Genomic DNA, 20,828 nt, shown 5'->3' on the forward strand with positions numbered 1-20,828 from the left:
CAGGCCGGCGATTGCATGTCGCCCGCTCAGACCAGCAGGGCTTTCAAACCCTCCAGCGGCAGCGGTCGGCTGTGCAGGTAACCCTGATACAAATGGCAGCCCAGGCCTTGCAGGAACTCGAGCTGCTCCGCGGTTTCCACGCCTTCGGCGATCACCTTCAGGTCCAGGCTGCGAGCCATGGCGACGATGGCGCGCACGATCTCCGCGTCGTTGGGGTCGTGGGTCGCATCGCGGACGAAGGACTGATCGATCTTCAGCGCATCCACCGGCAAGCGCTTGAGGTAGGTCAGCGACGAATAACCGGTGCCGAAGTCGTCCATGGCGAAACTCACACCGAGTTTTTTCAGGCGACGCATCTTGCCGATGGTGTCTTCCAGGTTCTGGATCACGATGCCTTCGGTGATCTCCAGCTTCAGCAGCGAAGGCGGCAGCTGGTAATGGCTCAGGCTGTTCTCTATACGCTCGACGAAGTCGTTCTGGCGGAACTGTCGTGGGCTGATGTTCACGCACAGGCTGAAGTCGAGCGGGTCCACCAGGCCTTCGGCGATCAGTTGGCTGAAGGCCTGGCAGGCTTCGTCGAGAATCCAGGTGCCGACCTCGAGGATCAGGCCGCTGTCTTCCAGGACCTTGATGAACTCGGTGGGCGATTGCGCCCCCAGTTCGGGGTGGTGCCAGCGCACCAGGGCCTCGGCGCCGACGATGCGGTTGTCGCGGGCATCGACCTGGGGCTGGAAGTGCAGGCTGAACTCGCCCCGGGACAGCGCCAGGCGCAGGTCGGTTTCCATGCGCATGCGCTCGCTGGCGGCTTTCTGCATGGTGTTGTGGAACATCTGGGTGGTGTTGCGCCCGGAGTCCTTGGCCCGGTACAGCGCGATGTCGGCGCGCTTGAGCAGGTCGGTGGGGGTCGAGCCGTGATCGGGAATCAGCGCCACGCCGATGCTCGGGGTCACCTGCAGGCGCTGGCCGTCGAGGAACATCGGTTCGGACAGCAGCTCGCGCAGGGTATCGGCCAGTTCACGCACCTGCTCGCTGACTTCGCTGCGGCTGCCTTCCAGGCCGCTGAGCAGGACCACGAACTCGTCGCCGCCCAGGCGTGCCACGGTGTCTTCCATGCGCACGCTGGCTTCGAGCCGCGCGGTGACGATCTTCAGCACGGTGTCGCCCACCGGATGGCCGAGGGAATCGTTGATGTGCTTGAAATGGTCCAGGTCGAGAAACAGCAGGGCGCCGCGCAGGTTGTGGCGCTTGAGCAGGGCGATCTGCTGGCTCAGGCGGTCCATCAACAGTGCGCGGTTGGGCAGGTTGGTCAGCGGGTCGTGGTAGGCCAGGTGGCGAATCTGCGCCTGGGCGTTTTTCAGCAGGCTGACGTCCCGCGCGGTGAGCAGCAGGCAGGGGGTTTCATTGAGGGTAATGGGTTCGATCGAGACCTCGACTGTCAGGATATCGCCACGCTTGTTGCGGCCGAGCATTTCCAGGTGATTGACCCGACCTTTGAGCTGCAGCTCGGCGAGCAGGATCGAGCGCTGTTTTTCCTCGGCCCAGATACCGACCTGATACACGGTGCGGCCGATCACTTCTTCGGCGCGGTAACCGGTCAGCCGGCAGAAGCCGTCGTTGACCTCCAGGTAACGCCCGGTGTCGCGTTCGGTGATGGTGATGGCGTCGGGGCTGGAGTGGAACGCCTTGGCGAACTTCTCTTCGCTGGCCTTGAGCGCGGCCTCGGAGCGTTGTTGCTGGGTGATGTCGCGCAGCGTGGTGACAATGCACGGCTGTTTGTCGACGGTGATCTGTCGGCTGGAAATGATGCAGGTCAGGGGTTGCCCGTCCTTGTGCCGGACCACCACCGCGACGTTGTTCAGCGCCTGTTCGCGGATAACCTGTTCGACCCGTTGCAGGCGCTGGGCGGAGTCGTCCCACAGACCGATTTCGTCGGCGCTGCGGTTGAGCACCTCGTCGGCGGTCCAGCCGAAAGTCTGGGTGAAGCTGGAGTTGATCTCGATGAGCTGCCCGGTTTCCTGGAGCGTGACGCAGATTGGGTCCGGGCTGACCTGGAACAGGCTGGCGAACTTCTCCTCGGACGTCACCAGGCGCTGCTCGCGCTCGACCTGTTCGGTAATGTCCAGCAAGGTCCCGGCCATGCGCAGCGGATGGCCCTGCTCATCGCGGTAGAGGCGGGCGCGGCTTTCCAGAAAGCGTGACGAGCCATCGGCCAGTTGTACGCGGTAGGTCAGCTGATAATTGCCGGCCGGGCCTTCGCGCAGGCTGCGGTAGGCATCGCGCATGCTGTCGCGCTCTTCGTCGGGCACGCCCTCGAAAAACGCATCGAAGGACTCATGGAACGGCATCGGCTCCAGGCCGTGCAACTGTGCGGCGCGGGCCGAGCCGTAGAGCATGCCGCTGGGAATGTGCCAGTCCCAGGTGCCGAGCTGGGCCGAGTCCAGCGCCAGGTCGAGGCGCTCCTGGCTGTCCTTGAGGGCCTGTTCGGCGAGCTTGCGTTCGCTGGTGTCGAGAAAGGTGCTGAGCAGGTAGGCCTGGCCTTCCAGCTCGACTTTCTGGGCACTGAGAATGCCGTCGTGAATCTGCCCGTTGCTGGCGCGCAGTTGCACCTCGAGGGTGGCGGCCTGGCCGCGCTTTTGTACCGCCTTGACCATTTGCGCGCGTTGTTCCGGGTCGACCCACAGGCCCAGTTCGAGGGTGGTGCGGCCGATGACGTGCTGCACCGGCCAGCCGAAAAGGCTTTCGAAGTACTGGTTGGCTTCGCTGATCAGGCCATCTTCCTGGCGGGTCAGCAGCACCATGTTCGGGCACAGGTGAAACAGCGTGGCAAAGCGTTTTTCCGAACTGCTGAGGGCTTGTTCCCGCTGGCGTTGGTGGGTGATTTCGCGAATCACCCCGATCATTCGGGGCTTGCCATGTTTGTCCGGCAGCACGCTGCCATTGATTTCCAGCCAGTGCAGGCTGCCGTCGGGCCAGCGGATGCGGTGATGCATCGCCTGTTCCAGCGGCGCGCCGGCCAGCACCGAATGGAAGGCGCGAATGGTTTTGGCGCGGTCTTCCTCGGGCAGCAGGTCGAGGTATTCCAGGTCTTTGGGCAGCGGCTGGCGCGGATCGAAGCCAAACAGCGCCTGGGTGCCCCGCGACCAGCTGATTTGCCCGCTTTCGATGTCCCAGTACCAGGCGCCCAGCCGTGCGCCATTGAGTGCGGCAAGCAACTGCGGGGCGCTCTCCCAGCTTTGCTCCGACTGTTTCGGGTCGAGCGCGTGAACGCGCGGCATGGGCGGTAGACGGTCAGCGGGTTTTGGCATGAGCAGCGGGCCTTGGGCTGAAAAGAGCGTTAGGCGCAGGTTCAGGCAAGCAAAGAGGTGGCATAAGTCATGCCGGGACGCTTACGCCTGGGTCCCTGGCCAATCGACTTGTGCATCCAGTAAGGCCATGAAAGCCCGCGCAGCATTCGACAACGTCCGTTCGGTATGCAGGATATAGCCTAGCTGGCGAGTGAGCTGTATGCCCGGTAAAGGAATGCGCGCCACCTGTTCGTCGAGCATGGTGCGCGGCAAGACGCTCCAGGCCAGGCCGATGGACACCATCATCTTGATGGTTTCCAGGTAGTTAGTGCTCATGGCGATGTTCGGGGTCAGGCCCTGGGCCTCGAACAGGCGCTGGACAATATGGTGAGTGAAGGTGTTGCCGCCGGGAAATACCGCCGGATGCAGGGCAATATCGGCCAGGCTGACCGTGCCGTTGCTCACCAGCGGGTGCTCGGGGGCGGCGACGAAGTCCAGTGGGTCGTTCCACACCGGCGTGGCCTTGACCAGTGTATGGGGCTCGGGGGCCAGGGTGATCACCGCCAGCTCGGCGCGACCATGGAGAATCTCTTCATAGGCCACTTCCGAGTCGAGAAACTGGATGTCCAGGGCCACTTCCGGGTATCGGCGGGTAAAGGCGCGCAGCAGGGGCGGCAGGCGGTGCAGGCCGATATGGTGGCTGGTCGCCAGGGTCAGGCGGCCGCTGACTTCGCCGGTCAGGTTGGTCAGCGCCCGGCGGGTGTCGTCCAGCACGTTGAGGATCTGATAAGCCCGCGGCAGCAGGGCGCGTCCGGCCTCGGTCAGGCCCACTTCGCGGCCCAGGCGATCGAACAGCCGGACATTGAGCTGTTGCTCAAGGCCGGCGATGCGCTTGCTGATGGCCGGCTGGGTCAGGTGCAGGCGCTCGCCGGCTCCGGAGAAGCTGCCGGTTTCGGCAATCGCGATAAAGGCATTGAGGTTGGCCAGGTCCATGGTCGTATTCCAGTCGGTTATCCAAAGTATAAAAAATATGAATTTGAGTTATTTAATGTAACGCCATAGCATCAGCCTCACAAGCCAAGGGGTTATTGACCGATGTCAGAGACCCGCGGCATAGAAAATGATGAGGAACCGTCTGATGGCCGGCAAAACGCTCTACGACAAGCTCTGGGATTCGCATTTGGTCAAGCAGCGCGATGATGGCTCGGCGCTGATCTATATCGATCGTCACATCATCCACGAAGTGACCTCGCCGCAAGCCTTCGAAGGCCTGCGTCTGGCCGGGCGCAAGCCTTGGCGCATCGATGCCAACATCGCGACCCCGGACCACAACGTACCGACCACGCCGGAGCGCAAGGGCGGCATCAGCGCCATCGCCGACCAGGTCTCGCGTTTGCAGGTTCAGACCCTCGACGACAACTGTGACGAATACGGCATCGTCGAATTCAAGATGAACGACGTGCGTCAGGGCATCGTTCACGTCATCGGCCCGGAGCAGGGCGCCACCTTGCCCGGTATGACCGTGGTCTGCGGCGATTCCCACACCTCGACCCACGGTGCCTTTGGCGCCCTGGCGCACGGCATCGGCACCTCCGAGGTCGAGCACGTGCTCGCCACCCAGTGCCTGGTCGCCAAGAAAATGAAAAACATGCTGGTGCGGGTCGAGGGCAAGTTGCCATTTGGCGTGACCGCCAAGGACATCGTCCTGGCCGTGATCGGCAAGATCGGCACCGCTGGCGGTAACGGCCATGCCATCGAGTTCGCCGGCAGCGCGATTCGCGACCTGTCCGTCGAAGGCCGCATGACCATCTGCAACATGTCCATCGAAGCCGGTGCCCGCGTGGGCCTGGTGGCCGCGGACGAAAAGACCGTGGAATACGTCAAGGGCCGTCCATTCGCCCCCAAGGGCGCGGAATGGGACCTCGCCGTCGAAGCCTGGAAGGACCTGGTGTCCGACGCCGACGCCAAGTTCGACACCGTGGTCGAGCTGGATGCCGCGCAGATCAAGCCGCAAGTCAGCTGGGGCACTTCGCCCGAGATGGTGTTGGCGGTCGATCAGAACGTGCCGGACCCGGCCAAGGAAATGGACCTGGTCAAGCGCGACTCCATCGTCCGTGCCTTGAAATACATGGGTTTGACCGCCAACCAGGCGATCACCGACATCCAGCTGGACCGGGTATTCATCGGTTCCTGCACCAACTCGCGGATCGAAGACCTGCGCGCCGCGGCGGTCATCGCCAAGGGCCGCAAAGTGGCCTCGACCATCAAGCAGGCGATCGTGGTCCCGGGTTCGGGCCTGGTGAAGGCCCAGGCGGAGTCGGAAGGCCTGGACAAGATCTTCCTCGAAGCGGGCTTCGAATGGCGCGAGCCGGGCTGTTCGATGTGCCTGGCGATGAACCCGGACCGCTTGGAGTCCGGCGAGCATTGCGCTTCGACCTCGAACCGCAACTTCGAAGGTCGTCAGGGCGCCGGTGGCCGTACCCATCTGGTCAGCCCGGCCATGGCCGCGGCCGCCGCCGTCAACGGTCGTTTCGTCGACGTCCGTGAATTGATCTAAGGAGCGCAGCATGAAAGCTTTCACCCAGCACACCGGTCTTGTCGCGCCTTTGGATCGTGCCAACGTCGACACCGATCAGATCATTCCCAAGCAGTTCCTCAAGTCGATCAAGCGCACCGGCTTCGGCCCGAACCTGTTCGACGAGTGGCGCTACCTGGATGTCGGCCAGCCGTACCAGGACAACTCCAAGCGTCCGTTGAACAAGGATTTCGTGCTCAACGCCGAGCGCTACCAGGGTGCCAGTGTATTGCTGGCCCGGGAAAACTTCGGCTGCGGCTCCAGCCGCGAGCACGCGCCTTGGGCGTTGGAAGAATATGGTTTTCGCAGCATCATTGCGCCGAGCTACGCTGACATCTTCTTCAACAACAGCTTCAAGAACGGCTTGCTGCCGATCATCCTCAGCGATGCTGAAGTCGATGAATTGTTCCAGCAGGTCGAGGCCAATCCGGGCTACCAGTTGCAGATCGATCTGCAGGCCCAGACCGTGACCCGTCCCGATGGCAAGGTGTTGAAATTCGAGATCGATGCGTTCCGCAAGCATTGCCTGCTCAACGGTCTGGACGATATCGGCCTGACCTTGCAGGACGGCGACGCGATTGCCGCCTTCGAGGCCAAGCATCGTGCCAGCCAGCCGTGGTTGTTTCGCGACGCCTGATCGGCGTTAAAGTGATGCATTGATGGCGAGCCAGCTCGCTCCGGCAGGAGAGGACACACAACCTGTAGGAGCGAGCTTTTTGCTCGCCGCAACCGCCAAAAAAAGCCATGGCGGCTTGATATTCGGGCCAGCGCTTCGTTCTCTACGGGTGAACGGACGCCGCAGGCCAGGCAACAGCATTTTTCCGGGCGTGCCAACCAGCACACCGACAGAGCAAATGAGGAAAGCATGAGCAAGCAGATTCTGATTCTCCCAGGTGACGGCATCGGCCCGGAAATCATGGCCGAGGCGGTCAAGGTGCTGGAGCTGGCCAACGACAAGTACAGCCTGGGCTTCGAACTGAGCCATGACGTGATCGGTGGCGCGGCCATCGATAAGCACGGCGTGCCGCTGGCCGACGAGACCCTGGATCGTGCGCGGGCTGCCGACGCGGTCCTGCTGGGCGCCGTGGGCGGCCCGAAATGGGACAAGATCGAGCGTGATATCCGCCCTGAGCGCGGCCTGCTGAAAATTCGCGCGCAGTTGGGCCTGTTCGGCAACCTGCGTCCGGCGATCCTTTATCCGCAACTGGCCGATGCTTCCAGCCTCAAGCCGGAAATCGTGTCCGGCCTGGACATCCTCATCGTTCGCGAGCTGACCGGCGGCATCTACTTCGGCGCGCCACGTGGCACCCGCGAGCTGGAAAACGGCGAGCGTCAGTCCTACGACACCCTGCCGTACAGCGAGAGTGAAATCCGCCGCATCGCCCGGGTCGGCTTCGACATGGCCCGTGTGCGCGGCAAGAAGCTCTGCTCGGTGGACAAGGCCAACGTCCTGGCGTCCAGCCAGCTGTGGCGCGAAGTGGTCGAGCAGGTGGCCAAGGATTACCCGGATGTCGAACTGAGCCACATGTACGTCGACAACGCCGCCATGCAGTTGGTGCGTGCGCCGAAGCAGTTCGACGTGATGGTCACCGACAACATGTTCGGCGACATCCTTTCCGACGAAGCGTCGATGCTCACCGGTTCCATCGGCATGCTGCCGTCGGCGTCGCTGGATGCCAACAACAAGGGCATGTACGAGCCATGCCACGGTTCGGCGCCGGACATCGCCGGGCAGGGCATCGCCAACCCGCTGGCGACCATTCTGTCGGTGTCGATGATGCTGCGTTACAGCTTCAACCTGAACGACGCGGCGGATGCCATCGAGCAGGCCGTGAGCCTGGTACTGGACCAGGGATTGCGCACTAGCGACATCTGGTCGGCCGGTTGCACCAAGGTGGGTACGCAGGAAATGGGCGATGCAGTAGTCGCCGCGCTGCGGAATCTGTAATCTTTCGGGCCCACCGCTCAGACGGTGGCCCACTTTTGTATAGGTGTAGTTGCGATGAAACGTGTAGGTCTGATCGGTTGGCGCGGTATGGTCGGTTCCGTGCTCATGCAGCGGATGCTGGAAGAGCAAGACTTCGATCTTATCGAGCCGGTGTTTTTCACCACTTCCAATGTCGGTGGCCAAGGCCCGTCCGTGGGCAAGGACATTGCTCCGCTCAAGGACGCTTACAGCATTGAAGAGCTGAAGACCCTCGACGTGATTCTGACCTGCCAGGGTGGCGACTACACCAGCGAAGTCTTCCCCAAGCTGCGCGAAGCCGGCTGGCAGGGCTACTGGATCGATGCCGCTTCCAGCCTGCGCATGCAGGACGACGCGGTGATCATCCTCGACCCGGTGAACCGCAAGGTCATCGACCAGCAGTTGGACTCCGGCACCAAGAACTACATCGGCGGCAACTGCACCGTCAGCCTGATGCTGATGGGCCTGGGCGGCCTGTTCGAAGCCGGTCTGGTGGAGTGGATGAGCGCCATGACCTACCAGGCGGCCTCCGGTGCCGGCGCACAGAACATGCGCGAACTGATCAAGCAGATGGGCGCGACCCACGCCGCCGTGGCGGATGACCTGGCCAACCCGGCCAGCGCCATCCTCGACATCGACCGCAAGGTCGCCGAAGCCATGCGCAGCGATGCCTACCCGACCGAGAACTTCGGTGTGCCGCTGGCCGGCAGCCTGATCCCGTGGATCGACAAGGAACTGCCGAACGGCCAGAGCCGAGAAGAGTGGAAGGCCCAGGCCGAGACCAACAAGATCCTCGGCCGCTTCAAGAGCCCGATCCCGGTCGACGGCATCTGCGTGCGGATCGGCGCCATGCGCTGCCACAGCCAGGCGCTGACCATCAAGCTGAACAAGGACGTGCCGATCGCCGATATCGAAGGGTTGATCAGCCAGCACAACCCTTGGGTCAAGCTGGTACCGAACCAGCGTGACATCAGCATGCAGGAGCTGAGCCCGACCAAGGTCACCGGCACCCTGAACATCCCGGTGGGCCGTCTGCGCAAGCTGAACATGGGGTCGCAGTTCCTCGGCGCGTTCACCGTCGGCGACCAGCTGCTGTGGGGCGCCGCCGAACCGCTGCGCCGCATGCTGCGGATCCTGCTCGAGCGTTGATGCTCTGATGCGTTGAAAGAGCCCGCGCCTTGCAAGAGGCGCGGGCTTTTTTCATCTCGGAGCAGCTCCTGATTGCTGGCTATGAGCATGTTTGCGAAAAGTCTGATGTGCCAGATCTGATAAATTGCCTCGCCCCCAAGCGCCGGGTAAAGTGCCGCTCCCCCCGTTTCGCCAGAGGTAGCACCATGAGCCAGTCCTTCGATATCGCCGTTATCGGTGCCACCGGTACTGTCGGCGAAACCCTCGTCCAGATTCTCGAAGAGCGCGATTTCCCGATCGCCAACCTGCACCTGCTGGCCAGCAGCGAGTCGGCGGGGCACTCGGTGCCGTTTCGTGGAAAAAATGTGCGCGTGCGTGAGGTCGACGAGTTCGATTTCAGCAAGGTGCAGCTGGCGTTTTTCGCTGCCGGCCCGGCGGTGACCCTGAGCTTCGCCCCGCGGGCGACGGCGGCCAATTGCGCGGTGATCGACCTGTCGGGCGCATTGCCTTCGGCCCAGGCACCGAATCTGGTGCCGGAAGCCAACGAGCGCGTGCTGAGCGGCCTGGAGAAGCCCGTTCAACTGAGCAGCCCCAGCGCCGCAGCCACATCGCTGGCGGTGGTCCTGGCGCCGTTGCAGGCCCTGTTCGAGATCCAACGGGTCAACCTGACCGCCAGCCTCGCGGTGTCCACCCAGGGCCGTGAAGCGGTAATCGAGCTGGCGCGGCAGACCGCCGAATTGCTCAATGCGCGTCCGTTGGAGCCGCGATTCTTCGACCGGCAGATGGCATTCAACATGTTGGCGCAGGTCGGCACGCCCGACGAGCAAGGTCACACCTTGTTGGAAAAACGCCTGGTCCGGGAGTTGCGCGAGGTGCTGGCGCAGCCTTTATTAAAGATTTCTGTCACTTGTGTTCAAGCCCCGGTGTTTTTTGGCGATAGCTATAGCGTGACTCTGCAGTCAGCCACGGCGATCGACCTGGACGCGGTCAATGCTGCGCTCGAAGCGGCGCCCGGCATCGAGTTGGTGGAGGCGGGCGACTACCCGACCGCGGTGGGCGATGCGGTGGGGCAGGATGTGGTCTACGTTGGTCGGGTGCGCGCGGGGATCGACGACCCGGCGGAACTTAATCTCTGGCTGACGTCAGATAACGTACGCAAAGGGGCTGCGCTCAACGCCGTGCAGCTGGCTGAGTTGTTGATAAAAGACCTTCTGTAAAAGATACTTGGCAACAATTTGCAGAATGATTCTAGCTGGGCGCTATGCTTGGCTGGTTGCTGGAGGTGAGCTGCCGTCGCGCTCTTCCAAGGCATGCAGACATATATCGCGCGAAGCGGCCCTTCAGGCCGCACGCAATGCCTTACGGCAGCGCTACAACACCTTCTCGCTGGCCGAGGAATGTTCAAACAAAGGATGAGGCTATGGTTCAAGTTCGCAAACTGGTGTTAGCAATAGCGGCCGCGTCGGCGCTGTCCTCCGGTATGGCGCAGGCGCTTGGGCTCGGGGAGCTGACCCTGAAGTCGACTCTGAACCAGCCACTGGTTGCAGAAATCGAGTTGCTGGACGTCAAGGATCTCACCGCCGCCGAGGTTGTGCCGAGCCTGGCCTCGCCTGAAGATTTCGCCAAGGCGGGCGTCGATCGCCAGGCCTTTCTCAATGACCTGAGCTTTACGCCGGTGCTCAATGCCAACGGCAAGAGCGTGCTGCGGGTCACGTCGAGCCAGCCGCTCTCCGAGCCGATGGTCAAGTTCCTGGTGCAGGTGATGTGGCCCAATGGCCGTCTGCTGCGCGACTACAGCGTCCTGCTCGACCCTTCCAAGTTTTCCCCGCAAACCGCTGAAGCGGCCGCGCAATCTGCGGCACAGACGCCAGCGGTTGCCGCGCCGGTCACCGGTGCCGGCAAGCCTGCTCAATACACCACCTCGGCCCGCGACACCCTCTGGGAAATTGCGGCCAAGGCCCGCAATGGCGGTTCGGTCCAGCAAACCATGCTGGCTATCCAGGCGCTGAATCCGGATGCCTTTATCGACGGCAACATCAACCGGCTGAAAACCGGGCAGGTATTGCGCCTGCCCGATGCGGTGCAGAGCACCAGCCTGCCGCAGCCGCAAGCGATCGCCGAGGTCGCCGCGCAGAATACGGCGTGGCGTCAGGGGCGCCGCCTGGCGCCGCGTGGCGCTCAGCAGCAACTGGATGGCACCCGGCGCGCGGGCGCGGACAAGGCGTCTGCACAAGGCGCGGTCAAGGATAATCTGAGCCTGGTGTCTGCCGAGTCGGGCAAGGCGCGGGGCAAGGGCGCGGCTGGCGACAGCCAGGCGCTGAGCAACAAGCTGGCGGTGACTCAGGAAAGCCTCGATACGGCCCGGCGTGACAACGCCGAGCTGAAAAGCCGTCTGACGGACCTGCAAAGCCAGCTGGACAAGCTGCAACGCCTGATCGAATTGAAGAACGACCAGTTGGCCAAATTGCAGGCGCAAGGGGCGGGTACCGTGGCGCCAGCACAACCGACCGCGGCCATGCCGGCGCAACTGGCCGAGCAGCCTGCGACCCCGGCGGCGCCAGTGGCCGATCCTGCGGCAGCTGCGGGCGAGGCCCCGGCTGAAGCGGCACCGGCCCAGGCGCAAACACCGGCGTCCGATGAGGACAAATTCAACGACCTGCTGACCAATCCGATCCTCCTGGGGTTGGCGGGTGGCGGGGCAGTGCTGGTGCTGTTGTTGCTGCTGTTGCTGGCTCGCCGTCGCAAGGCTCGGCAGGAGGCGGAAAAGCATCTGCGCATGGCTCGCGCCCTGTCCGAAGAGTCTGAGCTGTCCAAGGATCTGGATCTGCCGGAAAGCAGCTTCGAAGGCCTTGAAGTTCCACCGCCGAGCGTCAAGCTCGCTCCAGCTCCAGCTCCAGCTCCAGCTCCAGCCCCGGTCGTGGCGCCTGTGGTGGACGCGGCGCCGGTGGCTGCCGCAGTCGAGCATCCGGTCGATGTGCTGGATCAGGCCCAGTCCCATATCGATGGCGGTCGCCTGAACCAGGCGGCGGCGATTCTGGAGGAGGCCGTCAAGCTGGAGCCGCAGCGTAGCGAGGTGCGCTTGAAGCTGATGGAAGTCTACGGTCATCAGGGCGATCGCAGCGCCTTTGTGGCCCAGGAGCGTCAGCTGGTGGCCAATGGCAAGAATCACGCTGAAGTCGAACAGCTGAAAAGCCGTTTCCCGGCAATGGCTGCGGTGGCGGCTGCAGGTCTCGGTGCGGCTGCTGCAGCGGCTGCGCTGGATGCTCAATACGTCAAGGAGCTGTTGCTCGACGAGCCGCAGGAGCCAGCTCCGGCACCGGCTGTCGACGACCTGGATACCGACTTCGATCTGAGCCTGGACGATCTGGAGGCAGCCTCTCCAGCGGCGCCAGTTGCTCCGGCTGTTCCTGCTCAAGTTGAGCCTGAGCTGGACGACTTCCCGCTGGATGACGACCTGAGCTTCGAGTCGGTGCTGCAGCAGCAAACCGCAGCCAAGGAAAGCCTGGATGATCTGTCGGATTTCGACCTGGATCTGGGTGAGGACCTTCCTGCAGCGGCGCAAGCCGATGAGGATTTCCTTCTCAGCCTGGATGACGACCTGAAGGATCTGCCGGCTGTCGAAGTGCCTACGGTGACCGAAGCTGCGCTCGACGATCTTGAGCTGCCTGCGGACTTCGACTTGTCACTGGCGGACGAGATGGATGCGCAGCCCGCTGCCAAGGATGCTTTCGCTTCCGAGCTGGACGATGTCAACGCCGAGCTGGATCGCTTGTCGCAAAGCCTCGAGCAGCCGGACCTGGCCGAGCCGACCTTTACCGCAGAGGATGCCGCAGGCAGTGCCGACGAAGGGGATTTCGATTTCCTTTCCGGCGCCGATGAAGTGGCGACCAAGCTCGATCTGGCCCAGGCCTACATCGACATGGGCGATAACGATGGCGCGCGGGATATTCTCGGCGAAGTCATCAGCGAAGGTAACGACGGTCAGAAAAGCGAAGCCAAGGAAATGCTCGCGCGTCTGGCCTGAGTCGGCGCTAGCAGCAAAAAACGGCAGCCATCGAGGCTGCCGTTTGTGTTTCTGGGCCCATGGCAGCGCTTGCGCGGTTAAGCCAGCAGGTCTTCGTAGAAGGCGCCGAACGGCCGGGTAGGGTGGGCGATCTGGATTTCCAGAATCCACAGGCCAACGTTGGGGCATGCCTCGAAGTTGCCCAGGTCGCCCGCTCGATAAATGGCATGGGGGAAGTCGCTGACCCGGTGCCCCTTGATCTCCAGGTTCAGCACCCAGCCCATGGCGCTCGCCTGTTCTTCGGCATAGCGATACAGGGCGGGGCCGGCCACCTTGTGCTCGCTCCAGTGATCACGAACCCGTTCGAACAGGGTTTGGGCCGCCGTGGCGCAGGCTTGCATCTCGGGATCGTTGCCGGTGACGAAGGTGGCGCCGCAATCACCTTCGTGTCGGTCCCAGACCACCCCCAGGTCAATAAAGAAGATGTCGTTGTCGCCCAGTATCGGATCGCCTTCGGAGCGTTGCTTGAAGGTCTTCAGGGTGTTTTCGCCAAAGCGCACCAGCGCCGGGTGCCAGATCCGGTCCATGCCCAATTCCGCAAGCACCTCCAGCCCCAAGGCGCGAGCCTGGGATTCGAGCATGCCTGGCTGAATGCGCGCGGCTATCTGCGCGATGGCTTCCCAGGTCTTGCGCTTGGAGTGGAGCATGCCTTGCAGGCTGTAGGCGAGGCCCACGGCCTCCTTGTTGATGGCGGTCATTGGTCAGGTCCCGGTCGAGTGGATTTATGCTTATCGCTATGTACCTTTCTATATAGCGTTTGTCCTGGTTTTCACGCAATCCTGTTTACGCTCGCTGGCGCTTAATGGGCAAACATCAACTAAAAGCGGGCCGCGCATGGCGTCTGCTTGCGCGCGCCTTATAATGGCCGTCTTTGCGCATATCAGCAGGCTGTAAGTTCTTGGCAAATATAGATAACGCGGCCGCCGAAATGGCGGCCGCAGGCTTTTTCAGAATCGCGTTGGGTGTCGAATACAAGGGCTCGCGTTATCGCGGCTGGCAGCGTCAGGCTTCCGGTGTCCCGAGTGTCCAGGAAACCCTCGAGAAGGCGCTGTCCCGGGTGGCGGACTCGCCGGTGCTGCTGTCTTGCGCCGGACGTACCGACGCCGGCGTGCACGCCTGCGGGCAGGTGGTGCACTTCGATACCCAGGCCGAGCGTTCGATGAAGGCGTGGGTGATGGGGGCCAATATCAACCTGCCCCACGACATCAGCGTGAGCTGGGCCAAGGTCATGCCGGCGCATTTTCATGCGCGGTTCAAGGCGATTGCCCGCCGCTATCGCTACGTGATCTACAACGACCAGATCCGTCCGGCGCACTTGAACGAGGAGATCACCTGGAATCACCGGCCGCTGGATGTCGAGCGGATGGCCGAGGCTGCCCAGTATCTGGTGGGTACCCATGATTTCAGTGCATTTCGGGCAGGGCAGTGCCAGGCCAAGTCGCCGATCAAGGAAATCCACCATCTGCGGGTCACCCGGCACGGCAAGATGATTGTCCTGGATATCCGCGCCAGCGCGTTCCTGCATCACATGGTGCGCAATATCGCCGGAGTGCTGATGACCATCGGCGCGGGCGAGCGTCCGGTCGAGTGGGCCAGGGAAGTGCTGGAGAGCCGGATTCGCCGCACGGGCGGGGTGACGGCGCATCCTTTCGGACTGTATCTGGTGCAGGTCGAGTATCACGATGAGTTCGAGCTGCCCGAGCGATACATCGGGCCACATTTCCTCACCGGCTTCTCGGAACTTGACGGCTGACGCCCGGAAAAGCATTTGCTACCATCCGGGACTTTCCCCGGATTTGCCCTGAGGTTTAAACGACATGTCAGCCGTTCGCAGCAAAATTTGTGGGATTACCCGCATTGAGGATGCGTTGGCGGCGGTCGAGGCCGGGGCCGATGCCATCGGGCTGGTGTTCTACGCCAAGAGCCCACGGGCGGTGAGTGTGCAGCAGGCACGGGCGATCATTGCCGCGCTGCCGCCGTTCGTGACCACCGTGGGCCTGTTCGTCAATGCCAGCCGCTGCGAGCTGGGCGAGATCCTCGATGCAGTGCCGCTGGACCTGTTGCAGTTTCACGGCGATGAAACGCCGGCGGACTGCGAGGGCTATCACCGGCCCTACATCAAGGCGCTGCGGGTCAAGGCCGGCGACGATATTGCCAGCCGTTGCGCGGCTTATGCGCGGGCCAGCGGCATCCTGCTCGATACCTATGTCGAGGGCGTACCGGGCGGAACCGGCGAAGCCTTCGATTGGTCACTGGTACCGCAAGGCTTGAGCAAGCCGATTATCCTGGCCGGTGGCTTGACTGCCGAGAATGTCGGCCAGGCGATAGCGCAGGTTCGCCCGTACGCCGTGGATGTCAGCGGCGGGGTGGAGCGGAGCAAGGGCATCAAGGATCACGCAAAGATTCGCGCATTTATGCAGGCCGTTCGCGGCAGCTGTTAGTCGATGTGACGGCTGGCAGTCTGCCGCCGTCCATAACACCACTGTACAAAACAGGCCGGCACCGTCGCTGGGCGGGCCGAAATCGAAGTGGCAGCCGCTCTATCCGGGGGTTGCCGGGATGGCTGAGGAGCCGTTCGGTACAGGCAGGTCAAGCTCGCGCTGACCGCGGTAGCGAACAGATCATCGCCGCATACATGAATTTAGCTCAAGGGCATACGCGGGGCCGCGAACCAGAGCGTTCGGGCCGCCGGTACTGGAGAAAGAAAGCATGAGCAACTGGTTAGTAGACAAACTGATCCCTTCGATCATGCGTTCCGAGGTGAAGAAAAGCTCGGTGCCTGAAGGTCTGTGGCACAAGTGCCCGTCCTGCGAGGCGGTGCTGTATCGTCCGGAGCTGGAAAAGACCCTGGACGTCTGCCCCAAGTGCAACCACCACATGCGTATCGGCGCTCGCGCCCGTATCGACATTTTCCTCGACGCTGAGGGCCGTGCCGAACTGGGCGCCGACCTGGAGCCGGTAGACCGTCTGAAATTCCGCGACGGCAAGAAGTACAAGGATCGCCTCACCGCGGCCCAGAAGCAGACCGGTGAAAAGGACGCGCTGATTTCCATGAGCGGGACCCTGCTGGGGATGCCGGTGGTGGTATCGGCGTTCGAGTTCTCCTTCATGGGCGGCTCCATGGGTGCCATCGTTGGCGAGCGTTTTGTGCGTGCTGCCAACTACGCGCTGGAAAAGCGTTGCCCGATGGTCTGCTTCTCCGCTTCCGGCGGTGCGCGGATGCAGGAAGCGCTGATCTCCCTGATGCAAATGGCCAAGACCTCCGCGGTGCTGGCGCGTCTGCGTGAAGAAGGCATGCCATTCATCTCCGTGTTGACCGACCCGGTCTATGGTGGCGTTTCCGCCAGCCTGGCGATGCTGGGTGACGTGATTGTCGCCGAACCCAAGGCCCTGGTCGGTTTCGCCGGTCCTCGCGTGATCGAGCAGACCGTGCGTGAAAAACTGCCGGAAGGTTTCCAGCGCAGCGAGTTCCTGCTGGAGCATGGCGCTATCGACATGATCATTCCGCGCCAGGAGCTGCGTCCGCGCCTGGGCAACCTGCTGGCTCAACTGATGGGCTTGCCGACGCCTGAGTTTGTGGCCGCGCCCGTCGAGGCGATCGTAGTGCCACCGGTGCCTGCAAACATATGACCGAGCGTACCCTTGGCGACTGGCTTGCCTACCTTGAGCAGTTGCATCCGTCAGCCATCGACATGGGGCTGGAGCGCTCGCAAGAAGTAGCGTCCCGCATGGGATTGGGCAGGCTGGCGCCTCGGGTCGTCACGGTGACCGGTACCAATGGCAAGGGTTCTACCTGTGCGTTCGTGGCGTCCTTGCTGCGAGCCCAGGGGCTGAAGGTCGGTGTCTACAATTCCCCCCATCTGTTGCGCTACAACGAGCGCGTGCAGATCGATGGCGTCGAAGCCAGCGATGCCGAGCTGTGCGAGGCCTTTGTCGCGGTCGAAGCCGGGCGCGGTGAAGTTTCCCTGACCTATTTCGAGATGGGTACCCTGGCGGCCTTCTGGCTGTTCCAGCGGGCCGGTCTCGATGCCGTGGTGCTGGAAGTCGGCCTGGGTGGGCGCCTGGATGCGGTCAATCTGGTGGATGCGGATCTGGCGCTGGTCACCAGTATCGGCGTCGACCATGCCGATTACCTGGGTGACACCCGTGAATCCGTGGCCTTCGAGAAGGCCGGGATTTTCCGCCAGGGCGCGCCTGCGCTCTGCGGTGACCTGAATCCCCCTCAGCCCTTGCTGGATAAGGCGCGTGAATTGAACTGCCCGTTCTTCCTGCGCGGTCGTGATTTCGACCTGGGGATCACCGAGGCGAACTGGCAGTGGCGGGGGCTCGATGCGCGGGGCAATGCTGTCGAGCTGCGCGACTTGCCGCTGCTCGATCTGCCCATGGAGAACGCAGCGCTGGCCTTGCAGGCCTATTTGTTGCTGGGGCTGCCTTGGCAGGCCGAACGCATCGCCGAAGCCTTGCAGCGGACGCGAGTGGTCGGGCGCCTGGATCGCCGTCAGTTCGAATGGCAGGGCAAGCGTCTGAACCTGTTGCTGGATGTCGGGCACAACCCCCATGCCGCGGAGTATCTGGCCGAGCGCCTGATGCGCCGACCAGTGGCGGGCAAGCGCCTGGCGGTATTCGGCCTGTTGGCGGACAAGGATCTGGAGGGCGTGGTTGCCCGCCTGGATGCCTGTGTCGAGCATTGGGCGGTGGCGCCGCTGGATTCTGCCCGTGCGCGTCCCGTTGCGGACTTGCAGGCGGCACTGCAGAACCTTGGGGCTTCGGTAGCGTCTTATGAAAGTGTCGCCGCAGCCTTGGAAGGGCAGTGTGCGCAGGCTACGGCCGAAGACGAGATTCTGCTGTTCGGATCTTTTTATTGTGTTGCCGAGGCGCTCGAGTGGCTCGCTCGGCGCTCCACGGAGGAAGCTGCACATGGCTATGCTGGATAACGTCTACAAGCAGCGAATGGTTGGGGCCTTGGTTCTGGTGGCGTTGGCGGTGATTTTCCTGCCGATGCTGTTTTCCCGCGAAGACGAGCAGCGGCATGTCAATGTCGAGGCGCCAGCAGTGCCTCAGGCGCCTGCTGTAACCCAGGTGCAAGTCGAGCCTGTGGTGGTGCCCGAGCCGCAGGTGCTGCCACAGGAGCCGGTACCCACCGATGAAGAAGTGGCCCAGCAGGCCGCGCCTTCGATGCCGATTGCGCCAAGCGCTCCGGTTGCTCCGGCTCCAGTCCCGGTGGCACCGCCAGTCGCCGCGAGCAAGCCCGTGGCTCCACCTCCGGCGCCAGCCCCCAAGCCGGCTCCGGCCCAGCCGATTGCCGCAGCGCCAGCCAAGCCCGATGCGACCCCAAGCCGTGTCGATGCAAACGGCCTGTCGGTCAGTTGGTCGGTGCAACTGGCCAGCCTGTCCAGTCGGGAAAGCGCCGAGAACCTGCAGAAAACCCTGCGCAGCCAGGGGTACAACGCTTATATCCGTTCCGCCGATGGCAAGAACCGGGTATTCGTCGGTCCATTGATCGAGCGGGCCGAGGCAGACCGCCTGCGCGATTTGCTGAGCCGTCAGCAGAACCTCAAGGGTTTTGTCGTGCGCTTCCAGCCTGAGCGCGGTTAAGGCTATCGCCTTGATTTGCAAAGCACAGTGAATCGCAGCTTACCGACGGCCATGCGCTCTGTTAAAATGCGCCGCCTTATCCGTCTGTAGGCTGCACTGTGCCATTTACCTGGGTTGACTGGGCGATCGTTGCAATCATCGCCATCTCCGCTTTGATCAGTTTGAGCCGCGGCTTCGTCAAAGAAGCGCTGTCGCTGCTTACCTGGATCGTCGCAGGAGTCGTTGCCTGGATGTTTGGTGGCTCTCTGTCCGAATACCTCAGCGGATACATCGAGACTCCCTCGGCTCGCGTGATCGCGGGCTGTGCCATCATGTTTGTCGCCACTTTAATCGTGGGCGCAATGATCAATTATCTTATCGGCGAATTGGTTCGCGTCACCGGGCTATCCGGGACCGATCGATTCCTGGGCATGGCCTTCGGCGCGGCGCGTGGCGCGTTGCTGGTGGTCGTGGCGGTCGGGCTATTGAGCCTGGGGCCGGTACAACAGGATTCCTGGTGGCAGCAGTCGCGACTGGTGCCACAATTTCTATTGGTTGCAGACTGGTCAAAAAACCTCATATTGGGGTGGAGCAGTCAGTGGCTGGCCAGCGGTATCAGCGTACCCGCTGAAATACCGTTCAAGGAACAACTCTTACCGGCCAAAACGCCTCAGTAAGATGTGTTCAGTTCAGTTTCATTAAGTAGGGGTTGCGTCGCATGTGTGGCATCGTCGGTATCGTCGGTAAGTCGAACGTCAATCAGGCGCTGTATGACGCGCTAACCGTCCTCCAGCACCGCGGCCAGGACGCTGCCGGTATCGTGACCAGCCATGATGGCCGGTTGTTCCTGCGCAAGGACAACGGCCTGGTCCGTGACGTTTTCCATCAACGGCACATGCAGCGCTTGGTCGGTCACATGGGTATCGGCCATGTGCGGTATCCGACCGCTGGCAGCTCGACTTCGGCCGAAGCTCAACCGTTTTACGTCAACTCGCCTTACGGCATCACCCTGGCGCATAACGGTAACCTGACCAATGTTGAACAGCTGGCCAAGGAGATCTACGAATCTGACTTGCGCCACGTCAACACCAATTCCGATTCGGAAGTCCTGCTCAACGTCTTCGCTCACGAGCTGGCCCAGCGCGGCAAGCTGCAACCGACCGAAGAAGACGTGTTCGCCGCCGTGACCGACGTGCACAACCGTTGCGTTGGCGGTTATGCGGTAGTCGCCATGGTCACCGGTTATGGCATCGTTGGCTTCCGCGACCCTCACGGTATTCGCCCGATCGTTTTCGGTCAGCGTCACACCGACGAAGGCGTCGAATACATGATCGCCTCCGAAAGCGTGTCCCTGGATGTGCTGGGCTTCACCCTGATTCGCGACCTGGCGCCGGGCGAAGCGGTCTACATTACTGAAGACGGCAAGCTGCACACCCGTCAGTGCGCGACCAATCCGAAACTGACTCCATGCATTTTCGAACACGTCTACCTGGCGCGTCCGGACTCGATCATCGACGGCGTGTCGGTGTACAAGGCGCGCCTGCGCATGGGCGAGAAGCTGGCCGAGAAGATCCTGCGCGAGCGTCCGGATCACGATATCGATGTGGTCATCCCGATTCCGGATACCAGCCGTACCGCGGCGCTGGAGCTGGCGAACCACCTGGGCGTCAAGTTCCGCGAAGGCTTCGTGAAGAACCGCTACATCGGCCGGACCTTCATCATGCCGGGCCAGGCCGCGCGGAAAAAATCCGTGCGCCAGAAACTCAATGCCATCGAGCTGGAGTTCCGCGGCAAGAACGTGATGCTGGTGGATGACTCGATCGTTCGTGGCACCACCTGCAAGCAGATCATCCAGATGGCCCGTGAAGCCGGCGCGAAGAACGTCTACTTCTGCTCCGCTGCGCCTGCCGTGCGTTTCCCGAACGTGTACGGCATCGACATGCCGAGCGCTCACGAACTGATCGCGCACAATCGTTCGACTCAGGATGTGGCCGATCTGATCGGCGCCGACTGGCTGATCTACCAGGATCTGCCTGATCTGATCGAGGCGGTCGGTGGCGGCAAGATCAAGATCGAGAACTTCGACTGCGCGGTGTTCGACGGCAAATATGTCACTGGCGACGTCGATGAGGCCTACCTGAACAAGATCGAAAACGCACGTAACGATGCCTCCAAGGCCAAGACCCAGGCGGTCAGTGCGATCATCGATCTGTACAACAACTGATTTAGAGCATTAGA

Annotated in this window: 16 protein-coding genes; 13 read left to right on the forward strand and 3 right to left on the reverse strand. The window is 62.5% G+C overall.

Annotated elements, in window-relative coordinates:
• Positions 1 to 26: 26 nt before the first annotated feature.
• On the reverse strand, positions 27 to 3,305 hold the full coding sequence (locus tag BM019_RS10665) for a sensor domain-containing protein (RefSeq protein ID WP_092418212.1): 3,279 nt from the start codon (positions 3,303 to 3,305) through the stop codon (positions 27 to 29).
• Between the two features lie 81 nt (positions 3,306 to 3,386).
• Complete coding sequence (locus BM019_RS10670; RefSeq protein ID WP_092418213.1) at positions 3,387 to 4,277, reverse strand: LysR family transcriptional regulator; 891 nt, start codon at positions 4,275 to 4,277, stop codon at positions 3,387 to 3,389.
• A gap of 145 nt (positions 4,278 to 4,422) precedes the next feature.
• Between BM019_RS10670 and leuC the strand changes: the two genes are divergently transcribed.
• From leuC to BM019_RS10700, 6 genes are all read left to right on the forward strand, one after another.
• Complete coding sequence (gene leuC, locus BM019_RS10675; RefSeq protein WP_009043027.1) at positions 4,423 to 5,841, forward strand: 3-isopropylmalate dehydratase large subunit; 1,419 nt, start codon at positions 4,423 to 4,425, stop codon at positions 5,839 to 5,841.
• Between the two features lie 10 nt (positions 5,842 to 5,851).
• The gene (leuD, locus tag BM019_RS10680) at positions 5,852 to 6,496 is read left to right on the forward strand and encodes a 3-isopropylmalate dehydratase small subunit (RefSeq protein WP_007921993.1); all 645 of its coding nucleotides are present in this window, start codon (positions 5,852 to 5,854) and stop codon (positions 6,494 to 6,496) included.
• A 228-nt stretch (positions 6,497 to 6,724) separates the two neighbouring features.
• Positions 6,725 to 7,807 (forward strand): 3-isopropylmalate dehydrogenase, encoded by a 1,083-nt coding sequence (gene leuB, locus BM019_RS10685; protein WP_092418214.1) that lies wholly within the window; start codon positions 6,725 to 6,727, stop codon positions 7,805 to 7,807.
• 54 nt (positions 7,808 to 7,861) lie between these two features.
• Positions 7,862 to 8,974, forward strand: a complete 1,113-nt coding sequence (gene asd / locus BM019_RS10690; RefSeq protein ID WP_007921989.1) for an aspartate-semialdehyde dehydrogenase — start codon at positions 7,862 to 7,864, stop codon at positions 8,972 to 8,974.
• A 185-nt stretch (positions 8,975 to 9,159) separates the two neighbouring features.
• Positions 9,160 to 10,170, forward strand: coding sequence for an aspartate-semialdehyde dehydrogenase (locus BM019_RS10695; protein ID WP_092418215.1), 1,011 nt, complete (start codon positions 9,160 to 9,162; stop codon positions 10,168 to 10,170).
• Between the two features lie 203 nt (positions 10,171 to 10,373).
• Positions 10,374 to 12,977 (forward strand): motility hub landmark protein FimV, encoded by a 2,604-nt coding sequence (locus BM019_RS10700; RefSeq protein ID WP_092418216.1) that lies wholly within the window; start codon positions 10,374 to 10,376, stop codon positions 12,975 to 12,977.
• Positions 12,978 to 13,054: 77 nt separating this feature from the next.
• Here the strand turns inward: BM019_RS10700 and BM019_RS10705 are convergent, their stop codons facing one another.
• Positions 13,055 to 13,714, reverse strand: a complete 660-nt coding sequence (locus BM019_RS10705; RefSeq protein WP_092418217.1) for a M24 family metallopeptidase — start codon at positions 13,712 to 13,714, stop codon at positions 13,055 to 13,057.
• Between the two features lie 230 nt (positions 13,715 to 13,944).
• Here BM019_RS10705 and truA point away from each other — a divergent pair, with 230 nt between their 5' ends.
• The 7 genes from truA to purF all read left to right on the forward strand — a co-directional run bounded on the left by truA (position 13,945) and on the right by purF (position 20,814).
• Positions 13,945 to 14,769 (forward strand): tRNA pseudouridine(38-40) synthase TruA, encoded by an 825-nt coding sequence (gene truA, locus BM019_RS10710; protein ID WP_009043032.1) that lies wholly within the window; start codon positions 13,945 to 13,947, stop codon positions 14,767 to 14,769.
• A 64-nt stretch (positions 14,770 to 14,833) separates the two neighbouring features.
• Complete coding sequence (locus tag BM019_RS10715; RefSeq protein WP_085530331.1) at positions 14,834 to 15,457, forward strand: phosphoribosylanthranilate isomerase; 624 nt, start codon at positions 14,834 to 14,836, stop codon at positions 15,455 to 15,457.
• Positions 15,458 to 15,725: 268 nt separating this feature from the next.
• Positions 15,726 to 16,646: an acetyl-CoA carboxylase, carboxyltransferase subunit beta gene (gene accD / locus BM019_RS10720; protein WP_092418218.1), complete on the forward strand. Its 921-nt coding sequence runs from the start codon at positions 15,726 to 15,728 to the stop codon at positions 16,644 to 16,646.
• Positions 16,643 to 17,950 (forward strand): bifunctional tetrahydrofolate synthase/dihydrofolate synthase, encoded by a 1,308-nt coding sequence (gene folC / locus BM019_RS10725; RefSeq protein WP_092418219.1) that lies wholly within the window; start codon positions 16,643 to 16,645, stop codon positions 17,948 to 17,950. The genes accD and folC overlap by 4 nt, the downstream gene beginning before the upstream one ends.
• A complete protein-coding gene (locus tag BM019_RS10730) occupies positions 17,934 to 18,611 on the forward strand; it encodes an SPOR domain-containing protein (protein ID WP_092418220.1) in 678 nt (225 codons plus the stop codon). The genes folC and BM019_RS10730 overlap by 17 nt, the downstream gene beginning before the upstream one ends.
• A gap of 98 nt (positions 18,612 to 18,709) precedes the next feature.
• On the forward strand, positions 18,710 to 19,267 hold the full coding sequence (locus tag BM019_RS10735) for a CvpA family protein (RefSeq protein WP_007921975.1): 558 nt from the start codon (positions 18,710 to 18,712) through the stop codon (positions 19,265 to 19,267).
• Positions 19,268 to 19,308: 41 nt separating this feature from the next.
• On the forward strand, positions 19,309 to 20,814 hold the full coding sequence (gene purF / locus BM019_RS10740) for an amidophosphoribosyltransferase (RefSeq protein ID WP_007921973.1): 1,506 nt from the start codon (positions 19,309 to 19,311) through the stop codon (positions 20,812 to 20,814).
• Positions 20,815 to 20,828 lie beyond the last annotated feature (14 nt).

Origin of the sequence: Pseudomonas sp. NFPP07, assembly GCF_900115645.1 — a bacterium.
Lineage (GTDB): Bacteria > Pseudomonadota > Gammaproteobacteria > Pseudomonadales > Pseudomonadaceae > Aquipseudomonas > Aquipseudomonas chlororaphis.

Coding starts and splice junctions, on each gene's coding strand:
- BM019_RS10665 (WP_092418212.1), bottom strand. CDS start 3,305: ATGCCAAAACCCGCTGACCGTCTACCGCCCATGCCGCGCGTTCACGCG.
- BM019_RS10670 (WP_092418213.1), bottom strand. CDS start 4,277: ATGGACCTGGCCAACCTCAATGCCTTTATCGCGATTGCCGAAACCGGC.
- leuC (WP_009043027.1), top strand. CDS start 4,423: ATGGCCGGCAAAACGCTCTACGACAAGCTCTGGGATTCGCATTTGGTC.
- leuD (WP_007921993.1), top strand. CDS start 5,852: ATGAAAGCTTTCACCCAGCACACCGGTCTTGTCGCGCCTTTGGATCGT.
- leuB (WP_092418214.1), top strand. CDS start 6,725: ATGAGCAAGCAGATTCTGATTCTCCCAGGTGACGGCATCGGCCCGGAA.
- asd (WP_007921989.1), top strand. CDS start 7,862: ATGAAACGTGTAGGTCTGATCGGTTGGCGCGGTATGGTCGGTTCCGTG.
- BM019_RS10695 (WP_092418215.1), top strand. CDS start 9,160: ATGAGCCAGTCCTTCGATATCGCCGTTATCGGTGCCACCGGTACTGTC.
- BM019_RS10700 (WP_092418216.1), top strand. CDS start 10,374: ATGGTTCAAGTTCGCAAACTGGTGTTAGCAATAGCGGCCGCGTCGGCG.
- BM019_RS10705 (WP_092418217.1), bottom strand. CDS start 13,714: ATGACCGCCATCAACAAGGAGGCCGTGGGCCTCGCCTACAGCCTGCAA.
- truA (WP_009043032.1), top strand. CDS start 13,945: ATGGCGGCCGCAGGCTTTTTCAGAATCGCGTTGGGTGTCGAATACAAG.
- BM019_RS10715 (WP_085530331.1), top strand. CDS start 14,834: ATGTCAGCCGTTCGCAGCAAAATTTGTGGGATTACCCGCATTGAGGAT.
- accD (WP_092418218.1), top strand. CDS start 15,726: ATGAGCAACTGGTTAGTAGACAAACTGATCCCTTCGATCATGCGTTCC.
- folC (WP_092418219.1), top strand. CDS start 16,643: ATGACCGAGCGTACCCTTGGCGACTGGCTTGCCTACCTTGAGCAGTTG.
- BM019_RS10730 (WP_092418220.1), top strand. CDS start 17,934: ATGGCTATGCTGGATAACGTCTACAAGCAGCGAATGGTTGGGGCCTTG.
- purF (WP_007921973.1), top strand. CDS start 19,309: ATGTGTGGCATCGTCGGTATCGTCGGTAAGTCGAACGTCAATCAGGCG.